Genomic DNA, 16,634 nt, shown 5'->3' with positions numbered 1-16,634 from the left:
AAAGACCGCCCGCAATTCTTGGCAGGTCGTGAAGGCTTAGTAGCCGAAGACCAGCGACAGGCTGGCAGCGCGGGGTGCACCGATCTGCGCAAAGCCGAAGCTGTCCAGCGAACCACCGAAGAAGCCGACATAGTATTCGTCGAGCAAATTGGTCACATTAAGCTGCAGAGCGACGTCTTTGCCGAACGGGTTTTCAGCAATCGTCCAACGGATGTCGAGATCCACGAGCGTGTAGGCAGGAGCCTTGGCGCCATAGTTGTATTCAACGGTCGTGCCATTGACCAAGAATTCGTCGGTCACATCCAAGTTTGTATCGTTCAGGAACCGCGGTCCAGTACGCTTGACCTGCGCACCAAACTCAAAGTCGCCGAGAGCAATTTGCCCGCGCGCGCCGAAGGAGAACTGCGGTGAACCCGATTCCGACTTCCCGCCGGTTGGCAGGAATTGAATGTCGTTGAGAGCGTTGCAGCTATAGAACGCATTATCGACTTCAAACTGATTGCATGTGCCATCGGCCACATCTTCCTTGATTTCGGAATCGTTATACGAACCGAAGAGGTAGAGGAGCGTGGTGGAGGTCGGACGCCATGCGATCGAACCATCGATGCCGTATTTGTTCACACGGCCAAGGTTGCGATAAACAAATTCACCTTCACCATCGTTGGCTTCGGGGTCGAATGCTGTTGCCAGACGATTGTCATACTGTGTGTAATACGCGCCAAGCTGTGCCTGGATGTTTCCGCTCTGGAAACGCAGGCCCAGATCGAAGCTATCGGTAGTCTCGGGAACCGGACGGGCAAATGCATTGTCAGCAAAATACAGCGAATCGTACAGCGGATCCGTTCCGGGGACCGAAAGGCCCTTAGCATAGTTGCCGAACACCGAAGCAGCGCCGAAGTCATAGGTGAAGCCAACGTTGGGCAACAGCTCGTTGTATTTATAGGTACGCGTCTGCGGCGCAGCGTGATCGGCGTTGAAAGGATCGTTGATGTAGTTCGAAAGATCCTGACCCGCAGCCGGGCAATCGACAAAACCGCCAGCCGACGTGGTGAAGCAGTTCTGTGTCAGTTCACGCGTGAAGAACGGTGCGCGCAGGCCCAGAACCGCCGTCAGGTCGCCAAAGCGGCCGCGGTATTCGCCCGAAACCTGATGCAGGATTGCGAATGACAAGCGGTCACGCTTGTTGACTTCATTGCCATTCACGTCGAGCAATGGCGCATCGATTGCAAACACGTCAATCGGCTCACCATTGGGCAGCATCGTGCTGATCTGGCCGGTCTGACGATGACGCGCACGGTCCCACGTATAGGCAACACGGACACGGTGATCGTCGTTGATGTCGTAAATCAGGTTTGACACAACGCCGTAACGGTCAGTCTTGGTCTGGCTGGGGTCATTGCCTGCCAGACGATCGCTCAGGTCGCCGTCGCCGTTCAGGTCGCGGCCGAAGTAGTAGCCGCCATTGAACGCGCCAGTGTACGAACCGCCATTGACGGTGAAGAACGCTTCACGAAGATCGTCAGGACCGCCCCCGTTGGCTTTCACGAACTGATAGCTCGGGTCCAGCGTAAAGGTCAGGCTGTCGGTGATCGAGAAACGCGATGCACCGCGAATGTTGCCGGTGTCCGACGGATTATAGCGGCGGTAGAATGCGGAGCCACAACCGCCACGGTCGTTATAGCGATCCGAAACGCCCGCATTGCCGCCATTGCCGACAACCTGACTGGGATCGATCGTGCAAGGATAGTCGCCCGACAGTTGATAGAGGTCGAAGCGCGAACGCTTGCCGCTCGTGCCTAGCGTGGCCTCGACCACGTCCGTCACACTGTCATCACCCAGGATGATCAGATCGCCAATGCTTTCCGAACCGGCAAAGTTGTTGCGGTTCTGGTTGTAGTGCCCCGATACGGAGACAAAATCACCGTTGGAGCCAATGTCCTGCCAGATGCGGCCATTGAACTGGGTCTTATTGATCTTGCCATACGGGTTATAGGGAACGCCGTATGTGGTGTAGCTGGCCGAGACGAAAGCCTTGGTGCCGAAGCCGGTGAAGTCACCGGTGTCGATCATGCCGAAGCCGCGCATATAGAGCGTGTCCGAAGCACCCGCTGCAAGCACATCACCAACAGTCATCGTTGCAACAATGCCAAACTCGTCACCCGGCTCGCGGGTACGAATGTTGATCGTGCCGCCGGTTGCCGAAGCGGTCGGACTGTCGACGTCGGTGGTGCCGAGGTTGACGTTAACCGACTGCAGCACTTCAGGATCGACCTGCTGGTTGGTGTAAAGGGCATAATTGCCCGAATCGTTTAGCGGCAGGCCGTCGAGCGTCTGCGAAACACGATCCGCGCCAAAGCCGCGAATGGTGAAACCACCACCCGACGAACCCCAGGGGTCGTTGTTCTGAAAGCTCACGCCAGGGACCAGATTGACGATGTCATTAACCGTCTGGCCGGGGCGCTGGCGACGGATGATTTCCTCGGTGAGAACTTGCTTCGCTTTGGTCGTGTCGGGGATATCGACCCCGCCGACGTCAGAGGCGCGTGCGCCGCTAACGACAATCACATTCTCATCGTCAAAATCGACCGAGCCGGTCGACTGGGCGGCGGCGGGAACGGCCAGCGCGGCGGAAAGGCCGGCGACCGAGACTGCCAGCAGATACTTGAACTTCATCGAGGAGACCCCTTCACTCGTGGTCGGAAAAATTTGAATGTCTGTGCAGAGCCCGCACGCCGCGGACACGGCCTGCCCAAACGGTCGTTTTGTTACAGAGTCAAGACTGCCCGGCGGCGCGTGTGCACATGAAGCCACTGATGCTCGATTTCCGGCAATAAACCAGACATTTACCGCTGTTGCGAAAACGCCACAGCAGCAAAAATTTCGATTCTATTGCGTTCGCGCCACAGCTTTGCGCGCCCTACAATCGGATCACGCCAGATTGATCTCGCGCAATCGTTGCAGCAGGAAATCATGGCTGGAAATTGGCTCGGGATGATCGTCGGGCCGCGCCGGATCGATGCATTCGGCCAGTGTTTCGATAGTGTAATCGGGCCGGAAATGCAGGAAGAAGGGCATTGAATAGCGTGCCCGGTACGCCGCCTCGCCCACCGGGTTTATCACGCGGTGTGTGGTGGAGCGGAGACGGCCATTGGTCAGCCGGTCGAGCATATCGCCAATATTGACGACCAGCGCGCCCGCTGGCGGATCGATTGCCAGCCACTCGCCCTGCCGGGTCAGCAGTTCCAGCCCGGCCTCCTCTGCCCCCAGCAACAGCGTGATTGTGTTGATATCGCCATGAGCCGCCGCGCGGATCGCGCCCTCTGCGGATTTATCCTGCAGAGGCGGATAATGCAGCAGCCGCATCACTGAATTGCCGTCCTCGACCGTCGGCGCGAAGAAACCTTGCGGCAGGCCAAGGTGCAGCGCGGTGGCCTCGAGCACGCGGGCCCCGGCGGCCTCGAAGGCGGCGTAGAGTGCGGAGAAAGCCTCCTCGAAACCTGCAACTTCATCCGGCCAGACATTGGGTGCCATGAATTCGGCCAGCGCGTGGCCTTGCGGCAAGTCGCGCCCGACGTGCCAGAACTCCTTGAGGTCGTGGACTTCGGCACCCTTGGCACGCTCAACCCCGAACGGGGTATAGCCGCGTGCGCCGCCGCTGCCTTCGATCTTGTACGCCTGCTTGGTGGCCGCTGGCAGCGCGAAGAACTGCTTCGACAGCGCTTCGGCCCGGTCGATCAGCTCCTGCGGGATGCCATGGTCGCGGATGACCGCGAAGCCGTACTCCTCGAAGCTGCGGCCGATTTCCTCGGCAACTTCATTGAGCGGGCGGGCGATTGATACAGAAGCAATGTCAGACATGGGCGGGTTCTCAATAGGGGAGGAACAGGCCCGCCAGCGCCGCGCTCATCAGGTTCGCCAGCGAACCCGCAGCCAGCGCGCGCAGGCCAAGCCTTGCAATAACGGGCCGCTGGTTGGGTGCAAGCCCCCCGGTCACTGCCATCTGGATCGCGATCGAGCTGAAATTGGCAAAACCGCACAGCGCAAAGGTCACAATGGCGCGGCTACGTTCGCTCAGCGCCGCAGCGTCCAGCGCGCCCAGATCAATGAACGCGACGAATTCGTTCAGCACGATTTTGGTGCCGAACAGGCCGCCAGCCGTGCCTGCCTGCTCCCATGGAATGCCGATCAGATACATCACCGGCGCAAACACCGCGCCCAGGAGCATCTGGAACGACAGATCGTCACGCCCGAACCAGCCGCCGATCCCACCAAGCAGGCCGTTGGCCAACGCCACCAGCGCCACAAAGGCCAGCACCATCGCGCCTACGGCCACCGCCAGCTTAACACCGGTCTGCGCGCCTTGGGCTGCAGCCTCTATGACATTGGCGGGCTTGTGCCCTTCTTCGAAAGTTTCGGCGACTTCGACCTCATGCGCCTTGCCGCCCTCGACCAGAGCGGCAGGCCCTTCGGCGCTGATGCGGGCCTTTGGCAGTGTGATATCATCTTCTGCCGCGTTCGCCTCAGCTTCATCCTGATCATCCGGCATGATAATCTTGGCCATCAGGATGCCGCCAGGTGCCGACATGAATGCGGCGGCGAGCAGGAAGGGCAGGTAGTCCGACCCCAGTAGCCCGGCATAGGCAGCCAGAATGGTGCCTGCGACGCCCGCCATACCAACCGTCATCAATGTGAACAGCTGGCTGGGCGCGAGCGCCGCCAGATAGGGGCGTACCACCAGCGGGCTTTCCGACTGGCCAACAAATATGTTCGCTGCGGCGCCCAGCGATTCGACCTTGGACACGCCGGTCACCCAGCCAATTGCCCCGCCGACCCAGCGCACGACGCGCTGCATGATGCCAAGATGATAGAGGATCGAAACCAGCGCAGCGAAGAAAATGATCACCGGCAGCGCGCCCAGCGCAAAGGTGTTGGCGAGCGGGTTGGTTTCGTTCGGACCGAACAGGAACTGTGTCCCCTGATCGGCATAGGAAAGCAACGCCGCCACGCCGTTGGACATCCCCTGGATTGCCGCACGGCCCCAACTGGTCGCCAGCACCAGAAACGCCATCAGCGCCTGAAGCGCGAAAGCCGCCCCGACGATTCGCAGACTGATACGCCGCTTGCCAGTCGACAACAGGAAAGCGATCAGCATAATTGCGAGGATACCGAGCAGGCTGGTAAGGAAGGGCGGCATGCGAGCCTTTCGGTAGACAGGAGACTAATTGCGGATGAAAGCGCGCGCTGTCTTGCGCGTAGCGCGGCGTTAGTCAATTTTCGCAGCCCCAAGCCGCCCATCCTTTGAACAGTTCCAGCGAACGGACCTCCCTCCGATCATGACCGATACCCCCACCAACGATACCCAATTGGCCGCCGCCGCAATGCCGCGCGGCCTGTTCGTCTATATGCTCCTGTACGGGGGGATGACGGTGCTGGCGGGCGTGCTGGCGTTCAAGCAGGTACAATTGCCACCCACCGATCTGTCGGTCGAGGCGGGGATCTTTGCTTTCCTGTTGCTGGTCGTGATTTCCAGCACGGTGGCGCAGCTTTACGGGCAGAAAATCGCCAATCGCATCATCTGGTGGGGCTTTATCCCGCTGGGGGTGGCAGCGGCGTTGATGCAACTGGTACTGGCGCTGCCCGCCTCGACCGAGATGATCAGCATGCGCCCTGATGATCTGGCCGCCTTCGGGCGTGTCCACGCATCCACCTGGCGGGTCTGGCTGGCGGGGCCGTTCGCTTATCTGATCTCTTTGCTGCTCAATGTCTGGATTTTCGAGCGGCTTCGCGGCGGGGGCGAGCCCAGTACCACTGGCTCGCTGATGCTGCGCGGGGCCATCGCCAGCGCGCTGAGCCAGGCGGTCGATTCGGTGATCTTTGTCACGCTGGCCTTTTATGGTGAGTTCGACATTACAAATCTGCTGATCGGGCAGGTGATCGCCAAGGTGGTGTTGAGCCTGGCGCTGGTGCCGTTCCTGATTACCGGCGGCGTGGCACTGGCGCGGTGGCTGGACCGGTCACGCTGACCCTGACAGCTGGCTACTTGGCCAGTCGCTGAAACAAAAAGCCGGGGCGAAGCACTGCGCTTCGCCCCGGCTTTTGATTCTGGTCTGCAAACCGATCAGACGATTGCGAAGATATCGACCCCGTGCAGCGATTCGAGCGGCGCGAACATTGCATCGCCGCCCTTGGCACCTGAGCCCGCTGCTGCGCTGGCCGAGAAGGCTGCGAAGTCGCTGGCGCTGAGCACCATCCCGGCATCCACCTTGGCAAACAACACCGCGTCGGCCCCACCAACGCCATCGGCGTCATAGAAGATCTCTCCCGTGCTGCGCGTGTAGATGATGCGATCATCCGCGTCCTGCGCCGCAGTGCCGACCCGGAAGGCCGAACCTGCCAATGCGCCGTCTGATCCGATGCCTGTGAAGATAGCGCGATCAAGATTGATCGTGTCAGAACCGCTGGTGAAATCGGTGATCTGGTCGATATTCGGACCGCCCAGCAGGCTGTCGAAGACGAACAGGTCATTGCCACCGCCGCCTGTCAGGATGTCTGCTGCAAGACCGCCAGAGATGCGGTCGATTCCCGCACCGCCGTCGATGGTATCGGCGCCATTATTGCCATTGATGGTGTCATTGCCGCCGTCGCCATAGAGCGTATCGTTGGCATTTCCGCCCGATATCGAATCATTGTCCGCACCGCCATAAATGGTGTCGGAGCCTGGCCCGCCGAGCAGCGTGTCATTACCCTCGTCACCAAAGATGGTGTCAGCGAACGAGCCGCCATTGATGGTGTCTTCACCAAGGCCGCCATGGATCACATCCAGGCCATGCCCTCCACTGATCGTATCGTCACCGTCACCGCCAAAAATTTCGTCGGAGCCGACACCGCCATTGATGGTGTCGTTGCCGGCACCGCCGTCGATGTAGTCGTTACCATTTGCGCCAAGAATAGTGTCGTTGCCGCCTTCGCCATACAGCAAATCATTGGCGCCGCCGCCATTGATGGCATCAGCGCCGCCGCCACCATAGACGGTGTCGAGGTGCTGGCCGCCGTTCAGCGTATCATTACCGTTTCCGCCTTGAAGCGTGTCGCGGCCACCGAAGCCACTGATCACATCGGCTCCGGCCCAGCCAGTCAGTGCATTGTTAAACTGGTTGCCATTAATCGTATCGGCGCCAGAACCGCCAATCGCATTTTCAATGAAGGTGCCACGGCCAATCATGACGTTGCCGATTGCAGGCCCGATATTCATGAAATACTCGGGCCGCAGATCGATCAGCTGGTCCTGTGAAAACCCGCTGTAATCCAGTGTATCAATGCCGCCGCTGTCGACGATGGTATAGGCCGTGTCGTTAAACACAGTGGCATCGAACGCAGTGCTTCCGGCGTTAGAATTGAAGCCGTAGGTGGTGTTGCCCAGCCGGGTATCCGAGGACAGGCCATATAGAACCCGCATCGCCACAACGTCCGCATTCATCGGCGTGGTGACCGAAGCACGGGTGAAGCCCTGGTCAGCGAAATAGTCATTTTCGGTCTGGCTGAAATACGACATTACCGTGGTTGCCCAACTATCGTTCTGATAGGTGGCATCATCCGGATATTCAGCGCTGCCATTGTAGTTGCCGCCGTGGCCAAGGCCCAGTGCATGACCAATTTCATGGATAAAGGTCTGATACGAATAATCGTCCAGAGCGGTGCCATAATTGGCGATCCACTGCGTCGAAACGTTTACCGTCGAGCTGACGATGGCGCCGCTGCCGTTATAGGTCGAGCTTGCGAAGGCACCGGACTCATGGTCCTGAAAAGTAATTTCGGCAGCGCCGTTTGTTTCGACAAACTGGATTCCGGTTACATCGGTCCAGCTTTGCAGCGCGGCACGGGCCAGCCCCTGACCATCTGCATTGATGCCGGTGAGATTGACCGTCAGGCTGTTGTCTGCGCCCACGACAAAGGCATGCTGCTCGCCGCCCCAGAAAGTGTTGGTGAGCTGGTTGGCAATCTGGTCGAAAGTGAAGATCGGCAGCGGCGGAGTTACTTCGATGAGATATTCGCCCGTGCCACCACTGAAGGCCGCGCTGGCGTCGATGTAATAAGTCCCGCTGGTCGTCGCAGTGAAGGTCACCGCTGAATCGAGCCCATTGGTGTTATCGTTTTCCGCAACGATGTTGCCCGCCGCATCACGGACGATCAGGTAAGGGTTGTTCAGCGCATTCGGGCCAGCACCCGACAGGTCAACCTGATATTCAGTTCCAGCGACCAGTTCGATCGCTACCCAGTCGTGATCAGAGGGGGTTTCGATAACGCCGTGGAACGGCGCACCAACCAGCATGGATGCAGTGGTGGAGGCATTGGCCGTGATTGCATCGGTCGTCGCTTCGGAATCAAAGATCTGCAGCTGGTAATCACCGGCATAGCCTTCGTCCCACGCGCCTACGTCGATGTAATAGGTGCCTGCGGTCGTAGCCTCGAAGTCGATACGTGAATTGCGGTCGCTGCCTGGCGTGACATCGTCATTTTCGGCAACCAGATTGCCCGAGGCATCGCGCAGGTAGAGATAGGGATCGATCAGGCTGTCGTCGCCATAGCCGGTCAGGACGATGCTCAGCGTCTGGCCAGCGGCCAAGTCGATACGGAACCAGTCATGGTCGCCAGCCACTTCGAGCATGTCATAGACCATGTCACCAATGGTTACGGTCACGCCGGTGCCGCTGTCGCCCGGAACATCTGCAGCCAGATCAACCGGTGCCTGGCTGGAAGTGCTGTCAGCAAACAGGCTGGCAGTCATCTTAAAATGATCGTGGCCATCATGATGGCTTACGCCGACATCGCTCCACATCGCCGCGCGCGAACCGGCGCGCCCGAAGTTGAGCCCCATGTCCGCATCGAAGCGGTTGAACTGGAAAGAACGTTGATCGAACAAATAACTCACGCAAAATACTCCCGTGCCGTCCTGTGCGCGCTCATCCCGAGAGCGGCGTCGAACCCAAAACCAAAACCGTCATAATTTCGCCGCGCCTCACTGCGAGCCGCTGCTAGAAACCTTATCGAAAATTAAGAAATCACCGATTCTCTGCATCTTAGCATAAAATGTGTCATTTTTGTGAAACCTGCGCCAGCATGTCGCGCGCCAGCTGGTCCCAGGTGCTACGGCTCAGCTTCCGGTCCATGCTTGCCACCATCAATTCTGCCAGCACACTGCCGTCAGGGGCGGTGGCAATCGCAGCGGCGCGGTAGCCCCCTTCGGAAACATCGATTGTCACAGCCGTAGCCCTGCTGTCACGAAACGCCTCTTGAAAAAGCGCGCAAATTTCCGCCTCAGGCATCGTGCCGGTGTCGGAGCCCTTCACGGAGCATGCGAGAGAAGATGTGGTCAATATGTTCGCCTGTTCGCTGATCGGGCCGGGGTCCGGATGCGCATCTGTTGCGCTCGCGCCACTTCTGGCGGGAATCGTGCAAGCCGCGCACATCAGGGCCATTCCGGCAAATGTCAGAAAGTTCATCCGCCTCATCCGCCGGTGCCACAAAGAACACTTGGTCAGCCATGGATCACCTATGACCCCCGCCCCAAGCTTTGTATTGGTGTAATCCGACACGCTTTAACGCAAGCTGACTGGCGCAGCTACTCGCGGAAGGCGCCTTGGCCGAAGCGCAGCAGCGGGCTGAGGATATATTGCAGCACCGTGCGTTTATCGCCCAGCAGGCTGACATCGGCGATCATGCCGCTGCCGATTTCAAGCTCACCGCCGACGCTAGGGATAGACGCCAGCTCTGTCCGGACGCGCACCAGATAGAACACGTCACCGCTGCGTTCATCGACAATAGAATCTGGCGAGATTGTCACGACTTCGCCGTCCAGGCTGCCATAGACCGACTGATCGAATGCGGTAATGCCGATCTTGGCTGGCTGGCCGATCCGCACTGATCCGATGTCCTGCGGGCGCAGCCGCACCTCGATTAGCAATGCATCGTCTGCCGGAGCGATCTCCACCAGCGCCATGCCCGATCCCACCGCACTGCCGCGAGTGGTGACCAGCACGCGATTGACTGTGCCGGATGTCGGGGCGCGGACCACTGTGCGGGCGAGCCGTTCCTCCAATGCGGGCAGCGATGCGGAGCGGGCGCCCAGATCGGCCTGCGCCATAGCCAGTTCAGTGGCGGCCTGCGCGCGCCAGTCCTGCTGGGTGCGCGCCAGATTGGCCTGCGCTTCGGTAACGGCGGAGCGGGCCCGAGCGGTGGTCGCGCGCCCTGCGGCCAGCTGCGCCTCGGCGCTTGAGGCGGCACTTTCCGCACGCACCAGCGACAGGCGCGGTTCGATCCCCTGTTCGACCAGCGGGCGCAGCAATTCGGCTTCGGACCGGGCGGACTGGCTGGCGCTGGCCAGCGCATCGACTTGCCGCTGCGCCTCGGTCACACCCTGCCCGGCGCGGGCCAGCTGCGCGCGGGCGCCTGCCAGCGCGCTCGACAGATTGGCCTGACGCGAGGAATACAGTGCGCGCTCGATCTGCAACTGGCGCGCCGCCTCGGCATTTGCCGGGCGCGGGAATGTCGGCGCGCGGCCAGCCACTTCGGCGCGCAGCCGCGCGACTTTCATGCCCAGCGCATCAGCAGCGGCGGTATTGCTGCCCAGCGAAGAATCGCTTTCGGTCGGATCGAGCCGGACCAGCGGATCACCCGATTTCACCTCCTGCCCGGTGGTGACGAAGATATCCTCGACCACGCCGGGCTCGAGACTGGAGACGACCTGCAGTTCCGAGCTTGAGATCACTCTGCCCTGCCCGCGCACGGTCCGGTCGATTTCGGAGAACGACGCCCACAGCAGGAACAGCGCGAAGAATATCACGATGCCCCAAAACAGGAAGCGCGATGCAGAGCGGGGCTGGATCCGGCCGACCAGACTTTCGATCCCGCCGGAGGGTTCTTCCTCGACAAATTCCAGGTTTTGTTCGGTCACGTCTGGCGCGCTCCCTTGGCCAGCTGCGCCAGCACCGCGTCACGCGGTCCGTCAGCGCGGATCTTGCCATCATCGATAATAACGATCCGGTCGACCAGCGTCAGCAGGGGCTGGCGATGCGTCACCACCACCAGCGTGCGGTCGGTAAATTCCTCTTTCAGCCGGCCAATCAGATCGGCCTCGGTCTGGGCGTCCATTGCGCTGCTGGGTTCGTCCATCACCAGCACCTTTGGCTGTCCGGCAAGCGCGCGCGCAATTGCGATCGACTGCCGCTGGCCGCCTGACAGGCCCTCACCGCGATCGACCAGCATCAAATCATAACCGCGCGGCACTCGCGAGGCGAACTGGTCTGTGCCCGACACGCCTGATGCGCGCAGCATCTCCTCGTCATCGATATAATCGCGGCCCAGCGCGATATTTTCGCGGATGGTGCCGGAAAACAGCGAGGGTTCCTGAAGCACCGAGCCAACTGCACGGCGCAGCGAATTGGGGGCGAGCTGCGCGATGTCGATTCCGTCGACCAGCACCAGCCCCTCTTCAGGCGGATAGAGACCGAGGATCAGCCGCGCGATAGTCGATTTGCCTGACCCGATCCGCCCGATCAGCGCGATTTTCTCACCCGGCTCGATCTTCAGCGTAACATTGTCCAGCGCCCGCGACGCGGCACCGGGATAGGTAAAGGACACGCCCCGCAGCTCCAGCGCGCCGCGGGTTTCGCGCAAGACGATGGGATCATCGCCGGGTCCCTCTGGCGGGCGCTCCATCAAAGCACGAACCTGCCCGTAGGCGGTGCGCGTGGCGGTCATCCGCGACACCAGCTGCGAGATTTGGGCAAGCGGCGCAATGGCACGCCCCGCCAGGATCGAACAAGCGATAAGCCCGCCCATCGTCAGCTTGTTTTCCGCCAGCGCAAACACGCCCACGATAATGACACCGGCATAGCTGATGGTGCCCGCCGATGTCGCAAAGGTTGTGCCGATGGATGAAATCATCCGCTGGCGCAGCGACACATCGGCGTGGCTTTCCACCGCATCGGCCCAGCGGTCCCTGAACATCCCGTGCGCGCCTGCGGTCTTGACCGCTTCGATCGCGCCGACGGTTTCAACCAGCACCGATTGCTTGTGCAGCCCTTCGTTCATCGCCTTGGCCGACAGGCGCTGCAATGCGGGCTGCGCGCTCCATCCGACCAGGATAACCAGCGGCACCATCAATGCCGGGACCAGCACCACCCAGCCGCCGATCAGCGCAACCACTGCCAGCGTAATGAAGATGAACGGCAAATCGACAATCGCCGCCATTGTCGCCGAGGCGAAGAAATCGCGCAACGTTTCCAGCTCGCGCATCAGGCCGGTCAATTGGCCGGTCGATCCCTTGCGCAATTCCAGCCGCATTTCGAGCAGGCGCTGAAACACCGTCTCACCCACTTCGCGGTCAATCCGCATTCCGGCAAAGTCGACGAAATAGGCGCGTAGCAACTTCAGCGCGAAATCGAAGATCACGATGATCCCCAAACCGATCGACAAGGCGGCGAGCGAGGTAAATGCCGAATTGGGCACTACCCGGTCATACACCGTCATCGTGAACAGCGAGGAGACCAGACCGAAGATATTGATCAGCACCGCCGCAATCGCGACCTTGGAATAGGTGCGCCAATTGTCGCGGATGGGGTCCATCAGCCAGTCGGCCAGCCGCTTGCCCGGCATTTCCACCATCGGTTCGGCGCTCATGGCTGCGCCACACTATCAATCATGGGATTGGCCGGGTCCTCGAACAGGGTAAGCAGGCGGTCGGTGCGGGCCAGCAGGATATAGCGCGCCGCATCAAGCTGGGTCAGCCCGTCGATATAGGCGACGGCGGCGGAAAGATAGGCACCCTGCGCATCGGAGATATCGAACACCGAACCGCGCAGCGCGGCGAACCGCGCAAACACCACATCGCGCGACTGGCGTGCGGCGCGGTAAGCATCCTCCAGCGCGATTATCTGCGCCTCCAGCGCCTGAACATCGGCCCAGGTTATCGCCGCATCACGCGCGGCCTCCTGCCGCACGCGGTCGGCAGCGGCTTCAGCCGCATCGGCGCGCGCTTCGCTGGCTTCATTCCGCGCTTTGCCGCCGCCGCCAAACAGGCGGTAACGCAAATTGACGCTGGCACGCACATCGTAATCTTCACGTCCCTCGAACACGCCATAGCGCCCGGCATCCACCCGCGTGGTGATCTGCGGCAACTGGCTGAGGCGGGTGAAATCGGCATCCGCCGCTGCGGCGCGCGCCGCGGCCCTTGCGCTTTGTACAGCGGGTGCCTGTTCAGCGGCGCTGATCGCATATTCGCGGCTGACTGCGCCCATCCCCAGCACCGGCGCGCGCAGCAGCAATGGCGGCGGCGGCACCCCGGTCAGTTCACGAAAGCGCGCTTCTGCACTGGCCAGACGGCGGCGGAATTGCGCCAACCGGACCTGACCATCGGCGCGCAATGAGGCGACGCGCGTGCGGTCACTGCGGGAGGACACGCCCCGCTCGATCCGGGTGTCGATCGCCGCTTCAAGATCGTCCTGCGCGCTGATGAAGCCTTCGGACAGCCGCACCAGCGACTGATAAGCGAATACCGAATACCACGCAGTCACCACATCGGTGACGATCTGCGCCTGTGCGGCTTCCTGTTCGTAACCAGCAGCGCGCAGCCGTGCCTGACCCGCTGCAACAGCAGCGGCAACGGCACCGAAATCGAAGAATTTGTATTCCAGCGCACCCAGCACATCGGTGCGGCTGCCGGGCCGCGAACGCTCGATCAGATTGCCCGGATCATTGTCGAACTTGCGCGCCAGCGTTTGGTACGAACTGGCATTCAAATCGATCGTCGGCAGATATCCCGCCTCAGCCTCATCAAGCCGGGCAGCGGCCACGCGTACTCCGGCCTCGGCTTCGCGCGTGCGGGCGTTTTCGCGCAATGCAGAGGCGACGATGCGGCGGAATTCCTCTGGGTCGGCAATGCGGTTGGCCAGCGCCAGAATTGGGTCATCGGCGAAATCGGCGGTCAGCGGGCTGGGCACCGGCTCGGCCAATTCCGCCGCAACGTCACCACTGACGGAAGTGTTCGCGTCCTGCGCCGCCGCAGGGGCCGACAGGATGCATAGCAAGGGCACTGCTGCCGCCCAACTCCGCACACTTGTCACTGACGCGATCCCCTGCATTCCGAAGTGGGCCTCCTAGCATGTAAAGCGCCGAAAACCATCCGTTTCGTTTCACGCTGGCGCAGCAAGCAAGGTGCTGCCACGGTGCACCCGGAATTGTCAAAAGGACCTTGAGTGATGGACTTCCAGCTTAGTGAGCGGCAGCGCGAACTTCAGGACGCCGCGCGCCGCTTTGCCCGTGCCGAATTGCCGACACTGGCGCGCGAGATGGAAATTGGCGACTTTCCCGTGCCCGCCGAAATGGTTCGCACTTATGGCGAAATGGGCTTTCTGGGCGTCAATCTGCCTGAGCAATATGGCGGTCTGGGGCTGGGCCATCTCGAGGCGCTGCTGGTGCTCGAACAGTTCGCAATGATCTCCAACGCGGTCGCCTTTCCGGTGTTCGAAGCACTGGTTGGGCCAGTGCGGGTGATCGAACGGTTCGGCTCTGACGCGCTCAAAGCACGGATCATTCCGCAAGTTGCGGCGGGCGAGGCGACAGTGGCGGTGTCGATGTCCGAACCTGACGCTGGCACCGCGCTGACCGATTTGACCACCAGCGCACGGCTGGACGGCGATCATTACATTCTGGATGGCACCAAACGCTGGACCAGCGGCGCGGGGCATTCGCGCTATTACGTCACCTATTGCCGCCTCTCGGACGCGCCGGGGGCCAAGGGCATTGGTGCCTTGCTGGTCGACCGCGAGATGCCGGGCGTCAGCTTTGGCAAGCGCGAGGAGCTGATGGGGTTTCGCGGTATCCCCACCGCCGACATCGTGTTCGATAACGTCCGTGTGCCGCGGGAAAATCTGGTGGTCCCGGCGGGCAGCTTTGGGCAATTGATGAGCGCCTTCGGGCTGGAACGCTGCGGCAATGCCGCGCAGAGCCTGGGCGTGGCCGCTGCCGCTCTGGAGCAAGCACTGGCCTATACGCAGGAGCGCGAGGCGTTCGGCAAAGCGATTGTCGAGTTTCAGGCCGTGCAGTTGAAATTGGCCGAAATGGCAATGCAGGTGGAGGCGGCACGACTGTTGATTTATCGCGCCGCCGCCAATGCAGCGCAGGCGGACAACGGCCTGCCCAGTGTCTATGAAAGCAGCGTGGCCAAATGCTTCGCTAACGAGATGGTGCGCACGGTCACGGCACTCGGCGTGCAGGTGATGGGCGGCTATGGCTATCACAAGGATTACGGGATGGAGCAGCGCATGCGCGACGGATTTGCCTGGGGCATCGCGGGCGGCACCACCGATATCCAGAAAACCAATATTGCTGCCGCAATGGTCGGGCGGCGCTTCGACCAGCGGCGTTAAAAGCGCAGCGCCTGCACCGTTGCGCCCGCCGCCAGCGCGCTCTGACCGGGCGGGCAGCGGATCAGCCAGTCGGCCCCGGCAAGAGCAGCTTGTAACCCACTGTCCTGACGGATCAGCGGGACCAGTCCCGCGCCCTCCCAGCGCGCCCTTGCGAAGGTCTCACGCGCAGCGGTGGCGGGCAGAGGCGCGGCCAGTGGCAGCGTCATCCAGCCCAGCGGATCGGGGTGAAGCTGCCCCATCAGCGCCACGATCAGAGGCGTCAGGAACAGCCGTGCGGTTACCATTGCAGAGGTGGGATTGCCCGGCAGGCCAAGCACGATCCTCCCGCCCGCCGTGCCCAGCCACACAGGTTTGCCGGGCTTGATCGCGACTTTCGAAAAGGTCAGCGCAAGGCCGTGCGGATCGAGCATCTCCCGCGCGAAATCACGGTCACCTACCGATGCCCCGCCGATCACCACCAGCACATCGCAGGCTTTTAGTAACTCGCCGGCAATTTCGGACAAAGCCTTCGGATCATCCCCTCCCCGCCTCAGCGCTACCACGGCAGCGCCCGCACCGCGCGCCAATGCTCCCACACCGGGGCTGATGCTGTCGGGAATATTGTGCGGATGGCTGGCGGCCACTCCGGGTGATACCAGTTCGTCGCCGGTGGCCAGCAGGGCGAGGCGCGGGCGTTTCGTCACCGTCACCGCATCCACATCGGCGCTGGCCGTCGTGACCAAGGCGCGAGCGCCAAGCCGTGCGCCACGCGCCAGCACGACATCACCGGCGGCAAAGTCACTCCCCTGTTTGCGGATATGCGCGCCCACATCGCAGCTTTCAACAATGCGGACACGGCCACCTGAAGCCTCGGCATTTTCCTGGATCAGCACGCGGTCGCCCCCAGCGGGCAGGAACGCGCCGGTTAAGATACGCAGTGCCTGACCACACTTCAGCGTGCCATCCCACGGTGCGCCCGCCGCGCTGTTGCCGACAATTGAAAGTTGCGCCCCCGCATCATGCGGGCCAGCCAGCGCATAGCCATCCATTGCCGAAACATCCGCGCGCGGCGCGTCGATCCGAGCGGTGAGGTCATCTGCCAGCACCCGGCCCTGCGCCAGATGCAGGCAGACCCGCTCGCTGCCGAGCGGGTCTGCCAGCTGCGCCATCAGGCACTGCGCTTTGTCGAAGGAAATCATCACCGCGTGCTAGGCGAAAAGTCCCGCCACC

Annotated in this window: 11 protein-coding genes; 2 read left to right on the top strand and 9 right to left on the bottom strand. The window is 61.5% G+C overall.

What is annotated here, in order from left to right; translation table 11 throughout:
• Positions 1-36 precede the first annotated feature (36 nt).
• From FEV51_RS11845 to FEV51_RS11835, 3 genes are all read right to left on the bottom strand, one after another.
• On the bottom strand, positions 37-2,673 hold the full coding sequence (locus FEV51_RS11845; RefSeq protein WP_138619204.1) for a TonB-dependent receptor: 2,637 nt from the start codon (positions 2,671-2,673) through the stop codon (positions 37-39).
• 255 nt (positions 2,674-2,928) lie between these two features.
• Positions 2,929-3,858 carry an isopenicillin N synthase family dioxygenase gene (locus tag FEV51_RS11840; RefSeq protein WP_138619202.1) on the bottom strand — a complete coding sequence of 310 codons (930 nt, stop codon included), beginning with the start codon at positions 3,856-3,858 and terminating at the stop codon, positions 2,929-2,931.
• A gap of 10 nt (positions 3,859-3,868) precedes the next feature.
• Positions 3,869-5,194: a NupC/NupG family nucleoside CNT transporter gene (locus tag FEV51_RS11835; RefSeq protein ID WP_138619200.1), complete on the bottom strand. Its 1,326-nt coding sequence runs from the start codon at positions 5,192-5,194 to the stop codon at positions 3,869-3,871.
• A gap of 139 nt (positions 5,195-5,333) precedes the next feature.
• On the opposite strand from FEV51_RS11835, the gene FEV51_RS11830 reads away from it, so the two are divergent.
• Positions 5,334-6,023 carry a queuosine precursor transporter gene (locus FEV51_RS11830; protein WP_138619198.1) on the top strand — a complete coding sequence of 230 codons (690 nt, stop codon included), beginning with the start codon at positions 5,334-5,336 and terminating at the stop codon, positions 6,021-6,023.
• A 95-nt stretch (positions 6,024-6,118) separates the two neighbouring features.
• On the opposite strand, the gene FEV51_RS11825 is transcribed toward FEV51_RS11830, so the two are convergent.
• The 5 genes from FEV51_RS11825 to FEV51_RS11810 form a co-directional block, all read right to left on the bottom strand.
• A complete protein-coding gene (locus FEV51_RS11825) occupies positions 6,119-8,929 on the bottom strand; it encodes a M10 family metallopeptidase C-terminal domain-containing protein (protein ID WP_138619196.1) in 2,811 nt (936 codons plus the stop codon).
• 163 nt (positions 8,930-9,092) lie between these two features.
• A complete protein-coding gene (locus FEV51_RS13190) occupies positions 9,093-9,374 on the bottom strand; it encodes a hypothetical protein (protein WP_171033130.1) in 282 nt (93 codons plus the stop codon).
• Positions 9,375-9,619: 245 nt separating this feature from the next.
• The gene (locus tag FEV51_RS11820) at positions 9,620-10,951 is read right to left on the bottom strand and encodes an HlyD family type I secretion periplasmic adaptor subunit (protein WP_138619194.1); all 1,332 of its coding nucleotides are present in this window, start codon (positions 10,949-10,951) and stop codon (positions 9,620-9,622) included.
• Entirely contained in the window at positions 10,948-12,678 is a 1,731-nt protein-coding gene (locus tag FEV51_RS11815; RefSeq protein ID WP_138619192.1) for a type I secretion system permease/ATPase, read from the bottom strand. The genes FEV51_RS11820 and FEV51_RS11815 overlap by 4 nt, the downstream gene beginning before the upstream one ends.
• The gene (locus FEV51_RS11810; RefSeq protein ID WP_171033129.1) at positions 12,675-14,120 is read right to left on the bottom strand and encodes a TolC family protein; all 1,446 of its coding nucleotides are present in this window, start codon (positions 14,118-14,120) and stop codon (positions 12,675-12,677) included. Before FEV51_RS11810 ends, FEV51_RS11815 begins: the two co-directional genes overlap by 4 nt.
• Before the next feature lie 135 nt (positions 14,121-14,255).
• On the opposite strand from FEV51_RS11810, the gene FEV51_RS11805 reads away from it, so the two are divergent.
• Positions 14,256-15,425, top strand: coding sequence for an acyl-CoA dehydrogenase family protein (locus FEV51_RS11805; protein WP_138619188.1), 1,170 nt, complete (start codon positions 14,256-14,258; stop codon positions 15,423-15,425).
• Here the strand turns inward: FEV51_RS11805 and FEV51_RS11800 are convergent.
• A complete protein-coding gene (locus FEV51_RS11800) occupies positions 15,422-16,603 on the bottom strand; it encodes a molybdopterin molybdotransferase MoeA (protein WP_138619186.1) in 1,182 nt (393 codons plus the stop codon). The two genes, FEV51_RS11805 and FEV51_RS11800, sit on opposite strands and share 4 nt — an antisense overlap.
• Positions 16,604-16,634 lie beyond the last annotated feature (31 nt).

It is taken from the genome of Qipengyuania marisflavi (genome assembly GCF_005884405.1).
Lineage (GTDB): Bacteria > Pseudomonadota > Alphaproteobacteria > Sphingomonadales > Sphingomonadaceae > Qipengyuania > Qipengyuania marisflavi.
Note: the sequence above shows the minus strand (reverse complement) of the source record. Positions and strands in the feature narration are given on the sequence as shown.